We start from the raw sequence: 16,953 nt of genomic DNA on the forward strand, positions 1-16,953 counted from the left end.
GGATCACTGGCTATCCAGCCGGGTGTTTTCCAACCGCTGCAGGATATCCTCCAGATTGTCGGGGAAGACCATGAATTCCTGGAACCCTTCCATCCCCGCAACGGCCATTTCAGCAGGCGCGTCGCGGTCAAAGAACTGCGCGATCCCACCGGGCGCGCGGTTGGACAGCATGTCGAACCCTTCCTGCAGGAACTTGTCCTCACCCACGGTCGAGGCAGAGTTGACCGGCAATTGCCCCAGATTGTCGCCATTATTGATCAGCGTCTGGTTTTCCGCCGAGACCACGAATTTCAGAAACTCGCGCGCGGCCTCTTTATTGGTCGCCCCTGTCGGGATGTGGAATGTATCGGTCGGCGCATCTTCCCCGCGGGGAAGGTCCGGGGTGATTTCCACGAACTGATAGAAATCCAGCATATCGTCATTCATGCCCGCTTCGCGCATCGGCGCGACCGCAAAGTTACCCATCAGATAGCTGGCCGCCTGCCCATTCACCATGAAGGGCAGCGCTTCCTGCCAGTCATAATTCTGGTGGTCGTCGATAAAGGCACCCATATCGATCAGCTGCCGCCAATTGGCAAAGGTCGCGCGAACCTCATCGCTCAACCAGCTTTCTTCGCCATTGGTCAGGCGCGCGTGGAATTCATAGCCATTGGTGCGCATGTTCATGTAATCGAACCAGCCGCCCGTGGTCCACAAAAAGCGGGTCCCGATCGTGTAGCATTTGATGCCATTGTCGAGCAGGGCCTGGCAATTCGCCAGCTCTTCTTCCCATGTCGTGGGTTCGGACAGGCCGAGGTCCTCAAATATATCTTTGCGGTAATAAACGCCCCATTGGTAATAGGTATAAGGCACGCCATATTGCGCGTCATCCACCGACAAGGCGCCTTTGGTCGAGGCCAGTTCTTCGCTCATCTGCTCGTCCCAGATGTCGGACACATCTTCGAACAGACCAGCCTCCACATAGGGCAGCATCCGGTTGGCGGCATACCAATTCGCCACATCCGGCGCATCGGCGGTCAGAAAGTTGCGGATCTGGGTTTTATAGGCTTCGCGGTCGATGATCGTCACTTCGACATTCAGATCGGGGTGCATTTCGCCGAAACGCGCCGCCATATCCTCCATCACCGCGCGCGGCGCCGGGTCATGCATGTCAGAGAAAATGACCAGATCGCCGGTCAGTGATTGCGCAGTGGCAGTGGTGGCCGAAGCCACAATGCCCGCCGCGACGAGCGCCGCGAACGACGTCTTGAAAACAGAATTCATAATATCCTCCCTAAGGTGCTTGATATGGTCAACGTGGTTCCATTATATGAAACCTTGTTTTGCATATTGATACTTAACCGCAAAGCCGCTAGCTTTGTCAACAACATTGGGGGGAAGTCATGACAGGCGACGGCACAGTCGGCAAAGCATTGGAGGTACTGGATCAGGTCGCAGCCTTTGGCCGCCCGGTGCGGTTCAGCGAAGTGCTCGCACAGTCGGATTTCCCTAAACCCACACTTTACCGCTTTCTGCAGACCCTGACCAATCAGGATATGCTGGCCTATGATCCCGAACGGCAGACCTATAGCCCGGGCATCCGTCTGGTCCGTCTGGCCCATGCGGCATGGGAACAATCCACCCTTGCCCCCATCGCGCGGCCCCATATCGACGCGCTGAGTGCTGCGGTCGGTGAAACCGTGCATCTGGCGCAATTGGATCACGCGCAGGTCCTCTATATCGACAAACGCAACGCCAATAACCCGGTGCAGATGTTTTCGCAGGCCGGCAAAGTCGGCCCTGCCTATTGCACTGGCGTCGGCAAGGTGATGCTCGCCTTTTCCGATCCCGCCCGCGTGGATGCGGTGATCGCCCAGCAAAGTTTCCACCGTTTCACGCCCACAACGCTGACCGATGCCAGCACCCTGCGCGATGAACTGGCCGCGATCCGCGCCAATGGCTATGGCTTTGACCGCGAAGAACATGAACCCGGCATCATCTGCATCGCGATGCCGATCCTGTCCGATACCGGCCGTGTCCTGGGCGCGCTCTCCGTGACCAGCACCACTGGTCGGACCAATCTGGCTGGCCTTGAAACCTACGTGCCGATCCTGTCGGACACAGCCGCAAAAATCGCAAGGGACGCCCAGAACTGGAGCTTTCCCGATCATGATACAAAAGAAATGACGAGGAGATAGGCGATGTCAGGTGTCACGCTGAACAATGTGGTCAAGAAATACGGCGATGTGCAGGTCATTCACGGCATCGATCTGGAGATCGCGGATGGGGAATTCTGCGTCTTCGTCGGCCCTTCGGGCTGCGGCAAATCCACCTTGCTGCGCATGGTTGCGGGGCTGGAGGAAACCACTGGCGGCAATGTCGTGATTGGCGCCCGTGATGTCACCAAACTCGACCCGTCCTTGCGCGGCGTGGCGATGGTGTTCCAGACCTATGCGCTTTACCCCCATATGACGGTGCGTGATAACATGGGTTTCGGGCTGAAAATGAACGGCCACCCCAAACAGGTCATCACTGAAAAAGTGGCCGAGGCGACACGGATCCTCAAACTCGAACCTTACCTCGACCGCAAACCCGCCGCCCTGTCCGGTGGTCAGCGCCAGCGCGTCTCCATCGGGCGCGCCATCGTGCGCGGGCCAGAGGTGTTCTTGTTCGACGAACCCCTGTCGAACCTTGATGCTGAACTCCGCGTCGAAATGCGGGTCGAAATCGCGCGCCTGCACAAGGAAATCGGCGCGACGATGATCTATGTCACCCATGATCAGGTCGAGGCGATGACCTTGGCCGACAAGATCGTGGTCCTTCGCGATGGCCGCATCGAACAGGCCGGCGCGCCGATGGAACTGTACCGCGACCCCGACAATAAATTCGTCGCGGGCTTCATCGGCTCACCCGCGATGAATTTCGTCAGCGGTCAGGCCCAGAACGGGACATTGCAAGTCCCGAGCATGGGCGCGGCTTTCGATGGCGTGATCCCCGCATCCTATGCCGGTGACGTCACCGTCGGGATGCGCGCCGAACATCTGGCGGTCGATCCTGCGGGCGACACGCATAGCGTCGAGATGACGGAAAGCCTTGGCGGTGTCTCCTTCGTCTATCTGGTGTCGGATAATGGCGAAAAGATCGTGGTCGAAGAACGTGGCGATGACCGGTCCGTCGCGGGCGCGCGTGTTGGGGTGACTATCGACAAATCCCGGCTTTACCTGTTTGATGCCAAGACCGAGGTGCGCATACGTCATTGAGGCGACCTTGACAGGAAAGATTTGCCATGACGCTGACCCCCGATCTAATCGCCGAAACCTATGCGGCGATCAGCCCCGCCACGATCCGCACGCCCACGATAAGGGCGAACCGGCTGTCGCATATTCTGGGCATCGATCTTTATCTCAAGCTGGAAAACCTGCAGCATACCAATGCCTTCAAGGCGCGTGGCGCTTTGGCGAAGCTGCTGACGCTGGACGCTGCCGCGCGCAAGGCGGGCGTGATCGCCTGCTCTGCAGGCAATCATGCGCAGGGGCTTGCCTATCACGCGACACGCCTTGGCATCCCCTCCACCATCGTCATGCCCGAAGGCACGCCGTTCAACAAAGTCCAGCGCACGTCCGATCTGGGGGCCGAGGTTGTCATTCACGGCAAAGGCTTTGACGACTCTGTGCAATTCACCTTTGATATGGCAGCGGAAAAGGGCCTGACCTTCATCCACCCATTCGATGACCCGGTGGTCGCGGCGGGCCAAGGCACCGTGGCGCTCGAAATGCTGGAACAGGTGCCTGATCTGGATTGCATCGTCATCCCCGTCGGCGGTGGCGGGTTGATCGCAGGCATGGCGGTTGCGGCGAAATCCGTGAACCCTGATATCCAGATCATCGGCGCGCAGGCGCATCTGTTCGACGCCGCGAAGGCCCAGATCGAAGGTTTCGCGCCGCATTTTGCTGGTGCCACATTGGCCGAAGGCATCGCCGTGCGGCAACCCGCGCCTGCCAATATCGCGATCATGCAGACCCATGTCGACCGGATCGACAGCGCCAGCGAAAGCGAGATTGAAGATGCGGTGTTCGACCTGCTCAGCCATGAAAAACTGGTCGCCGAAGGGGCCGCAGGGGCGGGCCTTGCCGTGATCAAGAACAATCTGGCACAGTTCGCGGGCCAAAAGGTCGGCCTTGTGATCTGCGGCGGCAATATCGATTCCCGCCTGCTGTCCACACTGATCCTGCGCGGCTTGATGCGCGACGGGCGGATCACCCGGCTGGTGTTCGAGATTGACGACACGCCCGGCCAGCTCGCCAATATCTCGCGCATCATCGGCGAGGCGGGGGCGAATGTGATCGAAGTCATCCACCAGCGGATGATGCAAAGCGTGTCACTGAAAAAAGCCGAACTCGAAATCGTCATCGAGGCCCGCGACCAACGCCATGTCGATACGATCACTGACCTTTTGCGCGATGCAGGCCTGTCGGTGCGGACGGCACAAGACCTCTGACCTCATCGTCCGAGTGAAAATATCCCGGGGGGCCCCGGACCATGTCCGGGGCGGGGGCAGCGCCCCCTCAGCGCTTGCCGTAATAGAGCCCGACCACATGCTCTGCCTGCGCAAAGAACAGCCAGCGCAGCACGATCACCCCGGCGATATGGCTGATCAGCGCCAGCCCACCCCAGATATGGCTGAATGGCAAAAGCAAAAACACAATTGGCAATACAAAACCCATGCCGAGCGCGATGATCCGCAAAACCCGCGCATGTTTGCGCCCGACGACATGGATGAATTCGCGCATCAGGTAATTGGTGCCGGTATGGGGCGGCTCGAACGCGCGGACTTTGCCGATATGGCCCAGCCCGGTGGCGCTGGCCATATCGGTACCTGATTGCGCCAGACGGCTGTCGCCGGTGATCCATGTGTAGATTTGCACGGCCCCGGCGAGGGTCAGCAGCACCAAAGCCTCGGTCACCTGACCTGCCAGCAAGGCCCCGCCGCCGACGGACAGGGCAAGGAACAGCGCCGGTGTGCTCCAATGCCGCCAGCGCGGCACGGTCTTCAACTGCGCATAGATCATCGAGGTGGTGAAGACGGTGCCCAGCGCGCCCAAAGCCCCGATCCAGCCGAAAGGCCGCAGGGGCGTGTCGAAGAACACCAATCCCGCGCCATAGATCGCCATGATCAGCAGAGTGGCGACTGCACAGATGCCTTCGCGCGACAGCCAGCTGGTTTGCCATTGCCGGAATGCCTTGATCGCGCGTTCGGGGCGGCCAAGGTGAAAGGTCGAGGCGAGCAGCCCGCCCACCGCCGCGAGATAAGCGATGGCGAACCAGATGAACGCCATCCAGCCCGTGGGGGTGATCGCCCCGATGCCGAGCCAGAACAGCAATCCGAACCCGAGGCCAGAGAATGTGGTGAAAACGATGACGCTTGGTGCGGGATGCATTACTTCGCCCCTCCGGGCAGGGCGGACAGGGCCTTGTCCAGCCAATGCGCGAAACCTGTGCCAGTGGTGGCAACAGGTTCCAGAAACGGGGCCAGCACGTCATATTCCGGCATCACATCCTTGGGCCGGGGCGGCAGGTATTTGTTCACCGGCTTGGTGCCTTGTTCCGGCATCAGATCGAACCCGCCGCGGTCGGCCACCAGTTGCGACACGTCCGAATCCGGATCGCCCAGATCGCCGAAATGCCGCGCGCCCGCAGGGCAGGTGCGCACGCAGGCGGGTTCGCGGTCCTCGACTGGCAGGTTTTCATTATAGATACGGTCAACGCAGAGGGTGCATTTTTTCATCACACCTTCCTTGGCGTCCAGTTCGCGCGCACCATAAGGGCAGGCCCAGGCGCAAAGGCTGCAACCGATGCAATCGCTCTCATTGACCAGCACGATCCCGTCCTCGACCCGTTTATAGCTGGCACCTGTGGGGCAGACAGTGACGCAGGGCGCGTCTTCGCAATGCAGGCAGGATTTGGGGAAATGGATCAGTTGCGCGGTGCCTTGGTCTGGCTGGACCTCATAGGAATGCACGCGGTTCAAGAAGGTGCCGGAGGGGTCGGCGCCATAGGCGTTCTGATCAGACAAAGGCGCACCGTAGTTTTCGGTGTTCCAGCCTTTGCAGGAAATCACGCAGGCATGGCAGCCGACGCAGGTGTCCAGATCAATGACAAGGCCGAGTTTTTTATCGGTGCTTTTGGGCAATTGGGTCATGTGCTTGGCCTTGACTGGCGGATCGCGCCTTTCTGGCGAAAGACGCGGCCTCCGGCGGGGATATTTAGGCTCGGAAGATGCGGGGGCATGGTGTTACTGTCCGATGGCGGCGCGGGCGGCGGGGTCCCATGTGGCGATGAACCAGATGAAACTGCCCAAGGTGACGACGATGAAGGCGGCGATCAGAGCCATGATGTGTCGTTTGCTCATTGGCCGGATTTCCATGCAAGGTTTTTCGGGCCGGGCGGCACGGGGGATTTTATCGCGGGCATCACAGGCTGTGCTTCATTCGGGGTGCCTGATTTTTCAATCTTCACGCGCAGATCGAACCAAGCGGCCTGCCCTGTGACGGGATCGGAATTCGCCCAGCGCAGCCCGTCGCCGCGTGGTGGCAGCAATTCATGGATCAGGTGGTTGAGCAGGAAACCTTTGGTGACCTCTGGCGCGTCTTTGTCCAGCGCCCAGGTGCCTTTGCGTTTTCCGATGGCGTTCCATGTCCAGATCGTGTTTTCGTTCAGGGCGGCTTGATGGGCGACCGGCACGGTGATGGAGCCATGCGCCGAGGTGACGCGCGCCCAGTCGCCGTCTTTGAAGCCGTTGGCCTCCCAGATCTTGGTCGGCACATAGAGCGGGTTATGGCCGTGGATCTGCCGCAGCCATGCGTTCTGGCTGCCCCATGAATGATACATCGCCATCGGCCGTTGGGTCAGGGCGTGGACCGGGTATTCCACCGGGTCGCTATGGCCATCCTCGAACGGCGGATACCAGATCGGCAGCGGGTCCATCGTGGCCTTGATCTGGCCGCGCAGATGATCTGGCGGTTGGCGCGACCCGATGCCTTCGGCGGCGGCCTGAAATTTGCGCAAAGGTTCGACGTAAAGCTGGAAGATATAGGGTTGCGCGACATCATAGAAGCCCATCTTGACGGCCCAATCCTGATATTCGGCGCTGAACGGTTTGTAATAGGCGCAGTTTTCCGGGACATGGGCGAGCCAGAAACCGCCATTGTCAATGTAGGTCTGGAGCTGGTCAGGGTTGGCGGTGCCGCGCCCTTCGCCCTTGCCATCGGCATCACGGAAGCCCGCCAAAGGCCCGATACCGGGACGGCGGATATGGTTGGTGATGTAATCGGCGTAATCTTTGTATTTCGCGCTGCCATCGTCATTCACAAATCCCGGCAGGCCGAGCCGCGCGCCCAGATCACAGAGCACCGACTGGAACCCGCGCACATCGCGGTCGGGTTCCACCACCGGCCAGCGGATCGCGTCGGCGACAGCGTCAGCCTCGCAGATCGGGCGGTCGAGCAGGCTGATGCAATCATGCCGTTCCAGATAGGTCGTGTCGGGCAGGATCAGATCGGCATAGGCGACCATTTCGGAGGCATAGGCGTCGGAATAGATGATGCGGGGGATGACGTAATCGCCGTTTTCATCCTTGTCGGTCAGCATCTTGTGCACACCGCCCACATTCATTGACGAATTCCACGACATATTCGCCATATACATGAAGAGCGTGTCGATCTTATAGGGATCGCCCGCATGGGCGTTGCTGATCACCATATGCATCAAGCCATGCGCGGACATCGGGTTTTCCCATGAGAACGCCTTGTCTATGCGCTTTGGCGTGCCGTCATCATGCAGCAGCAAATCCTCTGGCCCGTGGACATAACCCAGATGCGGGCCGTCGAGCGCGGCACCGGGGGTGACCTTGCCATGTGGTTTGGGATGCGCTGTTGCGGGCTTGGGGTAGGGCGGTTTGAACCGCATGCCGCCGGGGGTTTCGACAGCGCCGAGGATGATCTGGAGCACATGCAGCGCGCGGCAGGTCTGGAAGCCGTTTGAATGGGCCGAGATGCCGCGCATCGCGTGGAAACTGACCGGGCGGCCGATCATTTTGTCGTGCTTTTGGCCGCGGAAATCGGTCCATGCGCGGTCAAGAATGACAGGTTCATCAAAGGCCACGCGCGCGAGGTCTGCGGCAATCGCGCGGATACGGGCGGCAGGGATGCCGCAGCGATCCGCGACAGCCTCTGGCGCATAAGAGGCGTCCAGATAGCGGTCAGCCATCAGGTGGAACACCGGGCGATGCGTGATGCCAGCGGCGCGGTGGGTGGCGGCAAGGTCGGGCTCCACCCCTTGCCCGTTCCACGCAGCCAGCGCGCCGGTGCGCCGGTCGATCACCTGCGGCTGGCCTGCGGCGTCGCGCAGGAACAGGCCGAACTGATCGGATTTGGGGTCTTCGTTGATCAGGACGGAGGCATTGGTGAAATGCGCCAGATACTCCAGATCGACCTTACCCGCGCGCATCAGGCAATGCACCAGCGCGAGGATGAACAGCCCGTCGGTGCCGGGTGTAATCCCGACCCAGTCATCCGCGACAGCGTTATAGCCGGTGCGGATCGGGTTCACGCCGATCATCCGCGCACCACGCGCCTTGATCTTGCCGATGCCCATCTTGATCGGGTTGCTGTCGTGGTCCTCGGCCACGCCGAACAGCATGAACAGCTTGGTATGGTCCCAGTCGGGCTGGCCGAATTCCCAGAACGCGCCGCCCATTGTATAGATGCCCGCCGCCGCCATGTTCACCGAACAGAACCCGCCATGGGCTGCGTAATTCGGTGTGCCGAACCCCTGCGCCCAGAAGCTGGTGAAGGATTGTGACTGGTCGCGGCCCGTGAAAAACGCGAGCTTTTCGGGGTGCTTTTCGCGGATCGGGGCAAGCCAGTCGGTCGCGGTTTGCAGCGCCTCTTCCCAAGAGATTTCCTCGAACTCACCAGACCCACGTTCCCCCACACGGCGCAAAGGCGCGCGCAGGCGCGAGGGCGCGTTATGCTGCATGATGCCAGCAGAGCCTTTGGCGCAGAGCACGCCTTTGTTCACCGGATGATCGCGGTTGCCTTCGATATAGGCGACTTTGCCCGCCTTCATATGCACATTGATCCCGCAGCGGCAGGCGCACATATAGCAGGTCGTCTTGCGCACCTCGTCCGAGACGGCAGGCGAGGTGTCGAGCGCGGGCTGGTCAAGCGACATGAGGCGGGTTCCTTTCGGGCTTAGTCTTGCGCTATCAGCGACAGCGCATCGCGCGCGATCTGCTGTTCTTCGTCAGCGGCGATCACATGCAGGGGCACATTACCCAAAAACGCCAGATGGTCCATGATCCGGGCGCGGATTTCACTGGCATTTTCGCCGATCCCGCCGGTAAAGCGCATTGCGCCACCATCCTCATCCGCCGCTCTGCCTGTCAGGTCAGTATCGCGCGGATCAGACCGAGTGTGGCGAGCATGAGCAAGAGCAAAACCGCCGATCTGCGGAAGGCCGTGGGCGAGGCCGCGAGAAACCGCCGCCCGCCCAGCCAGACGCCGAGGCCGAGCAGCGGGAAAGCGATGATTGCGGCAATCACCGTGTCCCATGTGACCAGCCCGCCGATCCAGAGCAATGGCAGGGTGATCAGGTCCAGTCCGGTCAGATAGACGATCATCGTCGCGCGGAAGGTCGCGGCCTGCATCGGTTGCGCCGACATGAAGGCCGCGACCGGCAAGCCGCCGATCCCTGCGCTGTTGCACATGCCAGAGACGATTCCGACGCTGCCGTGCCCCAGCGCGCCGATCCGGGTTTGCAGGGTCCAGCCCGACAGCAGGATCAGGGCGAGGATCAGGATCAGGGTCGAGATGGTGATCCGCGCGGTATCCTCTCCCACTGACAGTATCACGGTGACTGAGAATGGCAGGGCGATGGCCGCCCCCAGCAGCAGCCACAGGACCCGCCGCCAGTCGATATCACCGCGGATGCCGCGCCCCTGAAACGCGGTCATCAGGATTTCGCAGGCAAAGACCACCGGGATCAGCGGCAGCGGGTTGGTGAACAGCGCGGCAAAGGCGATAAAGATCGCCGAAAAGCCAAAACCCGAATACCCCCGCACGAAGGCGGCCCCCAGCAAGGCGCAGGCGAGTGCCGCCGCCGTGCCGGGGCCAAGGTCAAAGGGCAAGGGCAGCGATTTACCCCAACACGCGGGTGATCGCCTGGTCGACAGCCTCGGTGATCTGGTTCAGGTCGTCCTTTGTCGCGATCAGCGCGGGCGCAAACAGCAGCGTGTTGTTGAAACCGGGCAGCGAGCGGTTGGTCGCCCCGATGATGATCCCCTGCGCCATGCAATCGGCGACGATGGCGGCGACTTTCTTTTCGTCCACGGGTTCCTTGCTGTCGCGATCCGCGACAAGTTCGGCCCCTTGAAACAGCCCCATGCCGCGCACGTCGCCGATCCATTTATGCTTGTCCATCAATGCGTGCAGATTACCGCTCAGATGCGCGCCCATGGCGGTGGAATTGCCGAGCAGGTCTTCTTCCTCGATGATCTTCATATTCTCAATGGCTGCCGCAGGCCCCGCGGTGCAGCCGCCGAAAGTCGAGATATCCCGGAAATAGGACAGCTTGTCAGTGTCATCCTTGAACATCTCGAACACTGCATTGGTCGTCACACAGCAGGAAATCGCGGCATAGCCGGAGGCCACACCTTTCGCCATGGTCACGATATCAGGCTGGACGCCGAATTGCTGATAGCCGAACCATGCGCCAGTGCGGCCCAGACCGCAGACAACTTCATCAATATGCAGCAGGATGTCGTATTTGCGGCACAGTTCTTGCACGCGTTCCCAATACCCCTTTGGCGGCACGATGATGCCGCCGCCTGCGGTGATCGGTTCCAGACACAGCGCGCCTATGGTGTCAGCGCCTTCGGCCAAAATCACATCCTCGATCGCTTGCGCGGCCTTTGCTGCGTATTCTTCGCCGACGCTGCCGTCCTGAGAGCGATATTCCAGACAATGCGGCACCCGCACGAAACCGGGCGCAAAGGGGCCATATTGCGCATTGCGTTCGTCCTGCCCACCGGCGGAGAGCGCGCCAATGGTGGTGCCATGGTAATCGCGGTCGCGATAGAGGATTTTGTATTTCTTGCCGCCGTAATGTTTGTGGCTGATCTGGCGGACCATTTTGAACGCCTTCTCATTCGCCTCTGACCCGGAGTTTGCATAATAAACCCGGTCCAGCCCCGGCATTTTCTCGGTCAGCATTTCCGCGAATTGCGCGCCGGGGATGGTGCCGAGCGAACCGCCGAAGAAGCACATCTTGGTCACGGCATCGGAAATCGCCTTGCCCATACGTTCGCGGCCATAGCCGATATTGACGGTCCAGACACCGCCAGACACGCTGTCGATATGTTCCTTGCCCTTGATATCCCAGACCCGCAGACCGCGCCCTTCGACGATGACGCGCGGATCGATGGTTTCATAGGGTTTGTGCTGGCTCAGGTGGTGCCAGACATGGGCGCGGTCAGCCTCGATCACATGGCCGGGGTCATTGGCAAAACTTAGGGTGTCCATGGGGGGCTCCGTCTGTTGGGATGGGCGCGCGAATCAGAGACAAGCAGCGCATGATTGTAGTGCAGTGTGGCGTGTCTTGGGGCGGGTTCAATAGGACCAGATCGCACGCAGGCAGATATCGTGCCGTGCCGGATTGTATTTCGGAAAATAACCCGACAGAATCATACTGATGATCACCGATCTTTTATTGCTGCTGCCGGCCGCCATCGGCCTTGTTGTGCTGGTCGTGCTGCGGCGCAGGCGCGCGGCACCGGGTGCCGCACAGGCGAAACTGCCGCGCAAGGCCATCGTCGTGGACGGGTCCAATGTGATGCATTGGGGAGGCGCGCCGTCGGTCAAGGTGCTGGCCCGTGTGCTGCGCGCGCTGGAGGTGCAAGGTTATACCCCCATCGTGTTTTTCGACGCCAATGCGGGCTATATCCTGTCGGATCGCTATATGGACGAAAAGGCGATGTCCGCCGCGATTGGCGTGCCGCAGGTGCAGGTCTGTGTCGTGGACAAGGGGGTGATCGCGGATCAATCGATCCTTGCCTTTGCCGCCGATCATGGGCTGCGGGTGGTCAGCAATGACCAGTTCCGCGACTGGCGGGTCCAATTCCCGCATCTGAACCGCAAAGGTGCCGTGCTGCGCGGCACGTTTCGGGACGGCGCTTTGGTCTGGCGGGGGCAGGTCGCGCCTGTCCGCTGATCTTTGGCCCGCGCTGCTGCGGGCGCTATAACGCCCGGATGTCGCCATCGCCGATCAGGGCGGCGCAAAGCAGGCCGGTTTTCCATGCGCCGGTATCGATTGAAATCACGCCGTCGCGGACCTGCAGCTGTGGCACGATCCGGTGGCCATGCACGCACCAGACCCCATCGGCGCGCGGCACCTGCCCGAAATCCGGGTGGCCCCAGACCATCGCCTTGGCCATTTGATCGGCCAGCGGCTGATGCGGGTCGGCCCCGGCATGGCAGGCCGCGACATTGCCGCTCTGCCACCAATAGGGCATGGATTTCATCCATGTCAGGCTGTCGCCGATGGTCGCGATCAAGGCGTCACGGGCGCGGATGTAATCATCCGGGCCGGGATCATCCGGCAGATCGTGGATGCCGAAACTTTCCAGCGTTGCGCGCCCGCCAAAGCGCAGCCATGTCCTGCCAGTCCGCCGGGGGCGATGCAGAAAGCGGATCAGCAGCTCTTCATGGTTGCCGCGCAGGCAGATCAGGTCCATCTGCCCGGCGCGATCCTGCAACAGGCGCAGCACGCCCGCGCTGTCTGGCCCGTGGTCGATGTAATCGCCCAGCAGCACGACAGGCACGCCCATCGGATGCAAACGGTCCAGCAGCGGGGCCAGCAGATCACGCCGCCCATGCACATCGCCGATGGCGACGAACGGGCTGTCCGGCGCGACGGGGTCGTCCGCGAAAGCATCCATGGGGGCGGGGGGCATTTGGTCTGGCATGGCGTTCCATACCGCAGCCGCGCCGCGCTTGGCCAGAGCGTTGCGCGACCCTGCGCACGGTCGGTCAACCGGATCCTCATCATTGCGCGGTAATCTGATCTTCGCAAACATATGGAGTTTCCAATGCCTGATCCTTTCAGTTCCGATTACGTTAACCTGACCTCGCCCGCTGTGGCGCATTATGTCATCACACCCTCTGACACGGCGGATCTGCCGGTCAGGCCGCGCGCGATTTTCGTGCAAAGCGCCGGTGTCGCCGTCCTGCAGGACAAAGGCGGGCAGGTCGTCAGCTATGATCTGGCCGCAGGGGCGATCCTGTCGATCCGTCCGGTGCGGGTGCTGGCCAGTGGCACCACGGCGCAGCTTGTGGCGTGGTATTAAGCCATGATCGGATTAGAGCTTTCCCCCGCCTATCTGGCGAGCCGCCCCGCACCTGATCCTTTGGCCGCGTTCTTTGCGCCGCCCAAAGGCGCGCATGTGGCCATCGCCCAAGGCCCGCAGAACGGCCTGACGATCTGGACCGAAACCGGCAGCGATACCGCCGCCTGCCTGCGTTTCGACGGCGGCAATACCACCACAAGGCTGTCCTGGCGCGAGACGCTGACCTGCGCCTTGCGCAAGATCTATCCGGTGGCGGCATTCACATTGTCACCCGGCTGGGCGCAATTGCAGACCTCTGGCTCGGGGCTGGGCGGCAGCTATACCGGCAATCGCGCGGTCAGTTCGTCGTCTTTGGCGGCCGTGGCGACAATCGCGGTGGAGCGGGCGAAGCCCTATGACCTTTGGGTCTATTTCACCGGGCGCAGCAGTGGTGCCTATGCCCGTGTCGATATCGACGGCGCGCAGCTGCTGGTCAATGCGATTGATGATCCGGCGGCTTTGGGGTTCAAGGCCTTCAGCACCTATAGCGCGAGCGACATGCAGCGCCGCCGCGCTGTCCGGGTCGCGACCGGCCTGACCGGCGCGCATGTCGTGACCCTGTCGCATGGCGGTGCGGCCAGCCCCGGCGGCACGACCCTGATGATCGAGGCTGTGGGGCTGAGTGCGGATCTGTCCGACGATGGCATCCTGCCGCCGGTCTGGCAGGCGGGGAAACCCTATGTGATGGGGGATGAGGTGCAATGGCTGGGCACCTTCTATGCCGCACGTGCCACTGGTGTCAGCGGCACCACCCCGCCGACCCATCTGACTGGCATCGCGGGCGATGGCGGGATCGACTGGCGCGCCGATAACCGCCCGACCTATCCGCAGTTTCAGGCGGTGGATTACCCGTCAGAGCGGGAATATGCCGCGCGCGTCGTCGTGGCTGGTGCGGTGACTGAAATCGGCGGCCAGACCCATGGCAATGAAGCGCTGGTCGCGCGGCAGGTCACGGTGGATGGCGCGCCTTTCGTGCCGGTGACCCATGGCAGCGGCCTGCATGTGGGCGGCGGGATCGGCATCGTTGAACAAACCACCTGGCAGCACGCCGGGAGGGACGATATCGCCGATTGCCGCTTGCAGCGCCGGATCACGCCGGGGGCTCTGCGCCATGACGTGCAGGTCACGGCGACCGGGCCTGCGCTGCAGTTTGACTGGTTCTATCTGGGGATGCTGCCCATGGTGCATTGGGACGGGGAAAGTGCTGCGATTGCATTTGAGACATTGCATCACCCGGTTGGCCCGCCTGTCGCGCTGGCGGATTATGCCGGTCGGATGCCGCCCGATATCAGCCTTGGCACGGTGTCGAAACTCGGCCTTGCGGGTGCGGGCCTGACCGGCGCGCTGCGCTTTGGCTGCCGGGTGGATGTATCGGGCAATCTGGTCACCGGTCTGGCCAGTTTCCTGCGCCCCAATATCGATGCGCGCGCCGCTGCGGGACCCGTGGATTGGACCGCGAAAGCCTATATCGCGGCGCAATTTCCGGGCGGCATGGTGATGCAGCCGGGCGATGTGATCGGCTTTGCCAGCGCGCATCGGCTGGCGATCACGGCGGATCAGGCGTGAAAATAGCCGCGCCCATAGCGGACAAAGCTGATCCCCCCGCGCTGCGCCTGTTTGCGGCTGTGGACCTGCGTCAGCACCAGCCCGGTGACCGGCACCTGTGCGGCTGTCAGCCTTTGGAGCGCGGCGCGCAGCACCGGGGCCGGTGTGTGATCCCAGCGCAGGGCAAACAGCACCGCATCAGCATGGCGCGCCAGCGTCAGCGTGTCGGGGACCGGCATCACCGGGGGCGCGTCGATCACGATCAGATCGTAATGCGCGCGGGCCTGCCTGACGACATCGGCCAGGGCGGGGTTGAACAGCAATTCTGCCCCGCCCTCATCCTGCGCGCCACCGGCGAGCAGATCGACACCGGGGATGGCGCTTGGTTCTGTCGCTGCGGCCAGACCGATATGGCCGAGGATGACAGCGGCCAGCCCGTCATTGCCGGCAAGGTGGAAATAGCGCACAAAAGCCCCCTGCCGCAGATCGGCGTCGATCAGCAGCACGCGTTTACCCAGACCGGCAAAACTATGCGCGAGCCCGATGGCTTGCGTCGTCTTGCCCTCACCGGGGATGGCAGAGGTCGACAGGATCACCTGCGGCGCAGCACTGCCCTGCAGCATCAGTGCTGTGCGCAGGTGGCGATAGCTTTCGGTGGCGGCGCTGGGGCCGCTGGTATCAAGGGTGGTGAGCAGATGCGCGGGCCGGCGCGATGGCAGCAGCGGCAATTGCGCCAGCACCGGCAGGCCGGTGGCATCCTGCAAGTCCTGCGCATCGGTGAAACCGCGCCGCAGGCTGTGGCGCAGGATCACCAGCATCAGCCCGGCCAAAACGCCGACGAGCCCCGCAATCTGCAACAGCAGGATTTTCTGCGGCCCGATATATTGCGCGGCGGTCGCTTTGTTCAGAACGCGCGCTTGCGGGCTGGTCTGGCCGGATTGCAGCGCCAGCAATTGCGCCTGCTGATTGGTCTGCGCATTGCGGTTGGTCGCAAGGTCGTTCTGCAGACTGTCCAGGGTGGTCTGCGCGGCACCCAAGGCCTGCAAAAGGGTGGCAAGAGTCGTGCGTCTGCCGTCCAGCGCGGTGATCTGGCGGGTCAGCCGGGCGCGGTTGGCGCGGTCGGTGCTGCGCGCCAGGCTGGCTTGGGCGGTGGCAAGCAGCGCCTCCACCTCGCGCAGGTCACGGGCGAGGTTGTCTTGGCGGGTCGGGTCTTGCAGCCCTTCCTGCGTGATAAGATTTTGGATTGCGGTCTCGATTGTGGCGATCCGGGCATGCAGATCACCCGATTGGGTGGTGAGCCATGCGACCTCTGCGTCCATCCTCGCCTGCTGGCGGGCCAGCCCATCGGCCAGATAGACAGCCGCCAGCGTATTGGCGATGCTGATCGCCTGCTGCGGATCGCCGGTCGTGACGGTGATCCGCAGTAGGGTGCTGTCGCGCGGGTTCTCAATATGCAGCGCCGCGCGCAGGTTCTGCACCAATTTGCTGGCGATCATGGCGGCATCGGGGGGTGGATCGGACCGGCCTTGCAGCAGGTTGCGCAGGGCGGTTCTGGTGCCGGTGATCGACAGCAGCGGCACCGGCGTCAGATAGCGGTTGAAGGCAGGGTCATCGCGCAGGTGCAAACGGTCGATGACCTGTTGCAAGGTGTCGGTGGCGCGCAAAACCTCGATCTCGGTGCCGGGGCTGGCGATATCCGGGGCGATATCGATCACGCTGATCGCGGCATAGCGCGGGCTGGCGATGGTGAAACTGTAATAGCCCGCCAGAACCAGCGCCAGCATGGTCAGCACGATGATCAGCCATTTGCCCGCCCAGACCACGCGGATCATCTGCGCCAGATCGACAGGCGGCGCGGTATCCAGTTCCGCGACAGCGGTGATCGGGGGCGAGGGCATGGGGCCTGTATCCTGTGTGGCGGTCTTGCCTGCCCCGTTAAACCACGCAGGTGTTAACACTATATTAATCTCAATGAAGCATTAACGCTG

Annotated in this window: 15 protein-coding genes; 6 read left to right on the forward strand and 9 right to left on the reverse strand. The window is 62.0% G+C overall.

The window, feature by feature from the left end:
- Positions 1–3: 3 nt before the first annotated feature.
- Complete coding sequence (locus tag VOY09_RS08515) at positions 4–1,263, reverse strand: ABC transporter substrate-binding protein (protein WP_322893934.1); 1,260 nt, start codon at positions 1,261–1,263, stop codon at positions 4–6.
- Positions 1,264–1,382: 119 nt separating this feature from the next.
- Between VOY09_RS08515 and VOY09_RS08520 the strand changes: the two genes are divergently transcribed.
- From VOY09_RS08520 to VOY09_RS08530, 3 genes are read left to right on the forward strand one after another with little or no spacing between them, the layout of a single operon-like run.
- On the forward strand, positions 1,383–2,177 hold the full coding sequence (locus tag VOY09_RS08520; RefSeq protein WP_322893933.1) for an IclR family transcriptional regulator: 795 nt from the start codon (positions 1,383–1,385) through the stop codon (positions 2,175–2,177).
- A 3-nt stretch (positions 2,178–2,180) separates the two neighbouring features.
- Complete coding sequence (locus VOY09_RS08525; protein WP_322893932.1) at positions 2,181–3,239, forward strand: sn-glycerol-3-phosphate ABC transporter ATP-binding protein UgpC; 1,059 nt, start codon at positions 2,181–2,183, stop codon at positions 3,237–3,239.
- Between the two features lie 26 nt (positions 3,240–3,265).
- A complete protein-coding gene (locus VOY09_RS08530; RefSeq protein ID WP_322893931.1) occupies positions 3,266–4,477 on the forward strand; it encodes a threonine ammonia-lyase in 1,212 nt (403 codons plus the stop codon).
- A gap of 67 nt (positions 4,478–4,544) precedes the next feature.
- On the opposite strand, the gene VOY09_RS08535 is transcribed toward VOY09_RS08530, so the two are convergent.
- The 6 genes from VOY09_RS08535 to VOY09_RS08560 all read right to left on the reverse strand — a co-directional run bounded on the left by VOY09_RS08535 (position 4,545) and on the right by VOY09_RS08560 (position 11,558).
- Positions 4,545–5,417: a dimethyl sulfoxide reductase anchor subunit family protein gene (locus VOY09_RS08535; RefSeq protein ID WP_322893930.1), complete on the reverse strand. Its 873-nt coding sequence runs from the start codon at positions 5,415–5,417 to the stop codon at positions 4,545–4,547.
- Positions 5,417–6,178 (reverse strand): 4Fe-4S dicluster domain-containing protein, encoded by a 762-nt coding sequence (locus tag VOY09_RS08540; protein WP_322893929.1) that lies wholly within the window; start codon positions 6,176–6,178, stop codon positions 5,417–5,419. The genes VOY09_RS08535 and VOY09_RS08540 overlap by 1 nt, the downstream gene beginning before the upstream one ends.
- Positions 6,179–6,384: 206 nt before the next feature.
- The gene (locus VOY09_RS08545; RefSeq protein WP_322893928.1) at positions 6,385–9,210 is read right to left on the reverse strand and encodes a molybdopterin oxidoreductase family protein; all 2,826 of its coding nucleotides are present in this window, start codon (positions 9,208–9,210) and stop codon (positions 6,385–6,387) included.
- Between the two features lie 20 nt (positions 9,211–9,230).
- On the reverse strand, positions 9,231–9,389 hold the full coding sequence (locus VOY09_RS08550; RefSeq protein ID WP_322893927.1) for a hypothetical protein: 159 nt from the start codon (positions 9,387–9,389) through the stop codon (positions 9,231–9,233).
- 32 nt (positions 9,390–9,421) lie between these two features.
- Complete coding sequence (locus tag VOY09_RS08555; protein ID WP_322894143.1) at positions 9,422–10,171, reverse strand: TSUP family transporter; 750 nt, start codon at positions 10,169–10,171, stop codon at positions 9,422–9,424.
- Between the two features lie 4 nt (positions 10,172–10,175).
- Positions 10,176–11,558, reverse strand: a complete 1,383-nt coding sequence (locus tag VOY09_RS08560; RefSeq protein ID WP_322893926.1) for an aspartate aminotransferase family protein — start codon at positions 11,556–11,558, stop codon at positions 10,176–10,178.
- A gap of 169 nt (positions 11,559–11,727) precedes the next feature.
- Here VOY09_RS08560 and VOY09_RS08565 point away from each other — a divergent pair, with 169 nt between their 5' ends.
- A complete protein-coding gene (locus VOY09_RS08565; RefSeq protein ID WP_322893925.1) occupies positions 11,728–12,246 on the forward strand; it encodes an NYN domain-containing protein in 519 nt (172 codons plus the stop codon).
- 25 nt (positions 12,247–12,271) lie between these two features.
- Here the strand turns inward: VOY09_RS08565 and VOY09_RS08570 are convergent, their stop codons facing one another.
- Positions 12,272–13,000 (reverse strand): metallophosphoesterase, encoded by a 729-nt coding sequence (locus VOY09_RS08570; protein WP_322893924.1) that lies wholly within the window; start codon positions 12,998–13,000, stop codon positions 12,272–12,274.
- 123 nt (positions 13,001–13,123) lie between these two features.
- Between VOY09_RS08570 and VOY09_RS08575 the strand changes: the two genes are divergently transcribed.
- Complete coding sequence (locus VOY09_RS08575; RefSeq protein ID WP_322893923.1) at positions 13,124–13,381, forward strand: spike base protein, RCAP_Rcc01079 family; 258 nt, start codon at positions 13,124–13,126, stop codon at positions 13,379–13,381.
- Between the two features lie 3 nt (positions 13,382–13,384).
- The gene (locus VOY09_RS08580) at positions 13,385–14,986 is read left to right on the forward strand and encodes a hypothetical protein (RefSeq protein ID WP_322893922.1); all 1,602 of its coding nucleotides are present in this window, start codon (positions 13,385–13,387) and stop codon (positions 14,984–14,986) included.
- On the opposite strand, the gene VOY09_RS08585 is transcribed toward VOY09_RS08580, so the two are convergent.
- Complete coding sequence (locus tag VOY09_RS08585) at positions 14,977–16,863, reverse strand: polysaccharide biosynthesis tyrosine autokinase (RefSeq protein WP_322893921.1); 1,887 nt, start codon at positions 16,861–16,863, stop codon at positions 14,977–14,979. The two genes, VOY09_RS08580 and VOY09_RS08585, sit on opposite strands and share 10 nt — an antisense overlap.
- Positions 16,864–16,953: the final 90 nt, after the last annotated feature.

The sequence above is a fragment of the Yoonia sp. 67-2 genome (assembly GCF_035117555.1).
Taxonomy (GTDB): domain Bacteria; phylum Pseudomonadota; class Alphaproteobacteria; order Rhodobacterales; family Rhodobacteraceae; genus Yoonia.

Excerpts from the sequence above, each read along its gene's own strand:
- VOY09_RS08515 (WP_322893934.1), bottom strand. The coding sequence starts at position 1,263 with ATGAATTCTGTTTTCAAGACGTCGTTCGCGGCGCTCGTCGCGGCGGGC.
- VOY09_RS08520 (WP_322893933.1), top strand. The coding sequence starts at position 1,383 with ATGACAGGCGACGGCACAGTCGGCAAAGCATTGGAGGTACTGGATCAG.
- VOY09_RS08525 (WP_322893932.1), top strand. The coding sequence starts at position 2,181 with ATGTCAGGTGTCACGCTGAACAATGTGGTCAAGAAATACGGCGATGTG.
- VOY09_RS08530 (WP_322893931.1), top strand. The coding sequence starts at position 3,266 with ATGACGCTGACCCCCGATCTAATCGCCGAAACCTATGCGGCGATCAGC.
- VOY09_RS08535 (WP_322893930.1), bottom strand. The coding sequence starts at position 5,417 with ATGCATCCCGCACCAAGCGTCATCGTTTTCACCACATTCTCTGGCCTC.
- VOY09_RS08540 (WP_322893929.1), bottom strand. The coding sequence starts at position 6,178 with ATGACCCAATTGCCCAAAAGCACCGATAAAAAACTCGGCCTTGTCATT.
- VOY09_RS08545 (WP_322893928.1), bottom strand. The coding sequence starts at position 9,210 with ATGTCGCTTGACCAGCCCGCGCTCGACACCTCGCCTGCCGTCTCGGAC.
- VOY09_RS08550 (WP_322893927.1), bottom strand. The coding sequence starts at position 9,389 with ATGCGCTTTACCGGCGGGATCGGCGAAAATGCCAGTGAAATCCGCGCC.
- VOY09_RS08560 (WP_322893926.1), bottom strand. The coding sequence starts at position 11,558 with ATGGACACCCTAAGTTTTGCCAATGACCCCGGCCATGTGATCGAGGCT.
- VOY09_RS08565 (WP_322893925.1), top strand. The coding sequence starts at position 11,728 with ATGATCACCGATCTTTTATTGCTGCTGCCGGCCGCCATCGGCCTTGTT.
- VOY09_RS08570 (WP_322893924.1), bottom strand. The coding sequence starts at position 13,000 with ATGCCAGACCAAATGCCCCCCGCCCCCATGGATGCTTTCGCGGACGAC.
- VOY09_RS08575 (WP_322893923.1), top strand. The coding sequence starts at position 13,124 with ATGCCTGATCCTTTCAGTTCCGATTACGTTAACCTGACCTCGCCCGCT.
- VOY09_RS08580 (WP_322893922.1), top strand. The coding sequence starts at position 13,385 with ATGATCGGATTAGAGCTTTCCCCCGCCTATCTGGCGAGCCGCCCCGCA.
- VOY09_RS08585 (WP_322893921.1), bottom strand. The coding sequence starts at position 16,863 with ATGCCCTCGCCCCCGATCACCGCTGTCGCGGAACTGGATACCGCGCCG.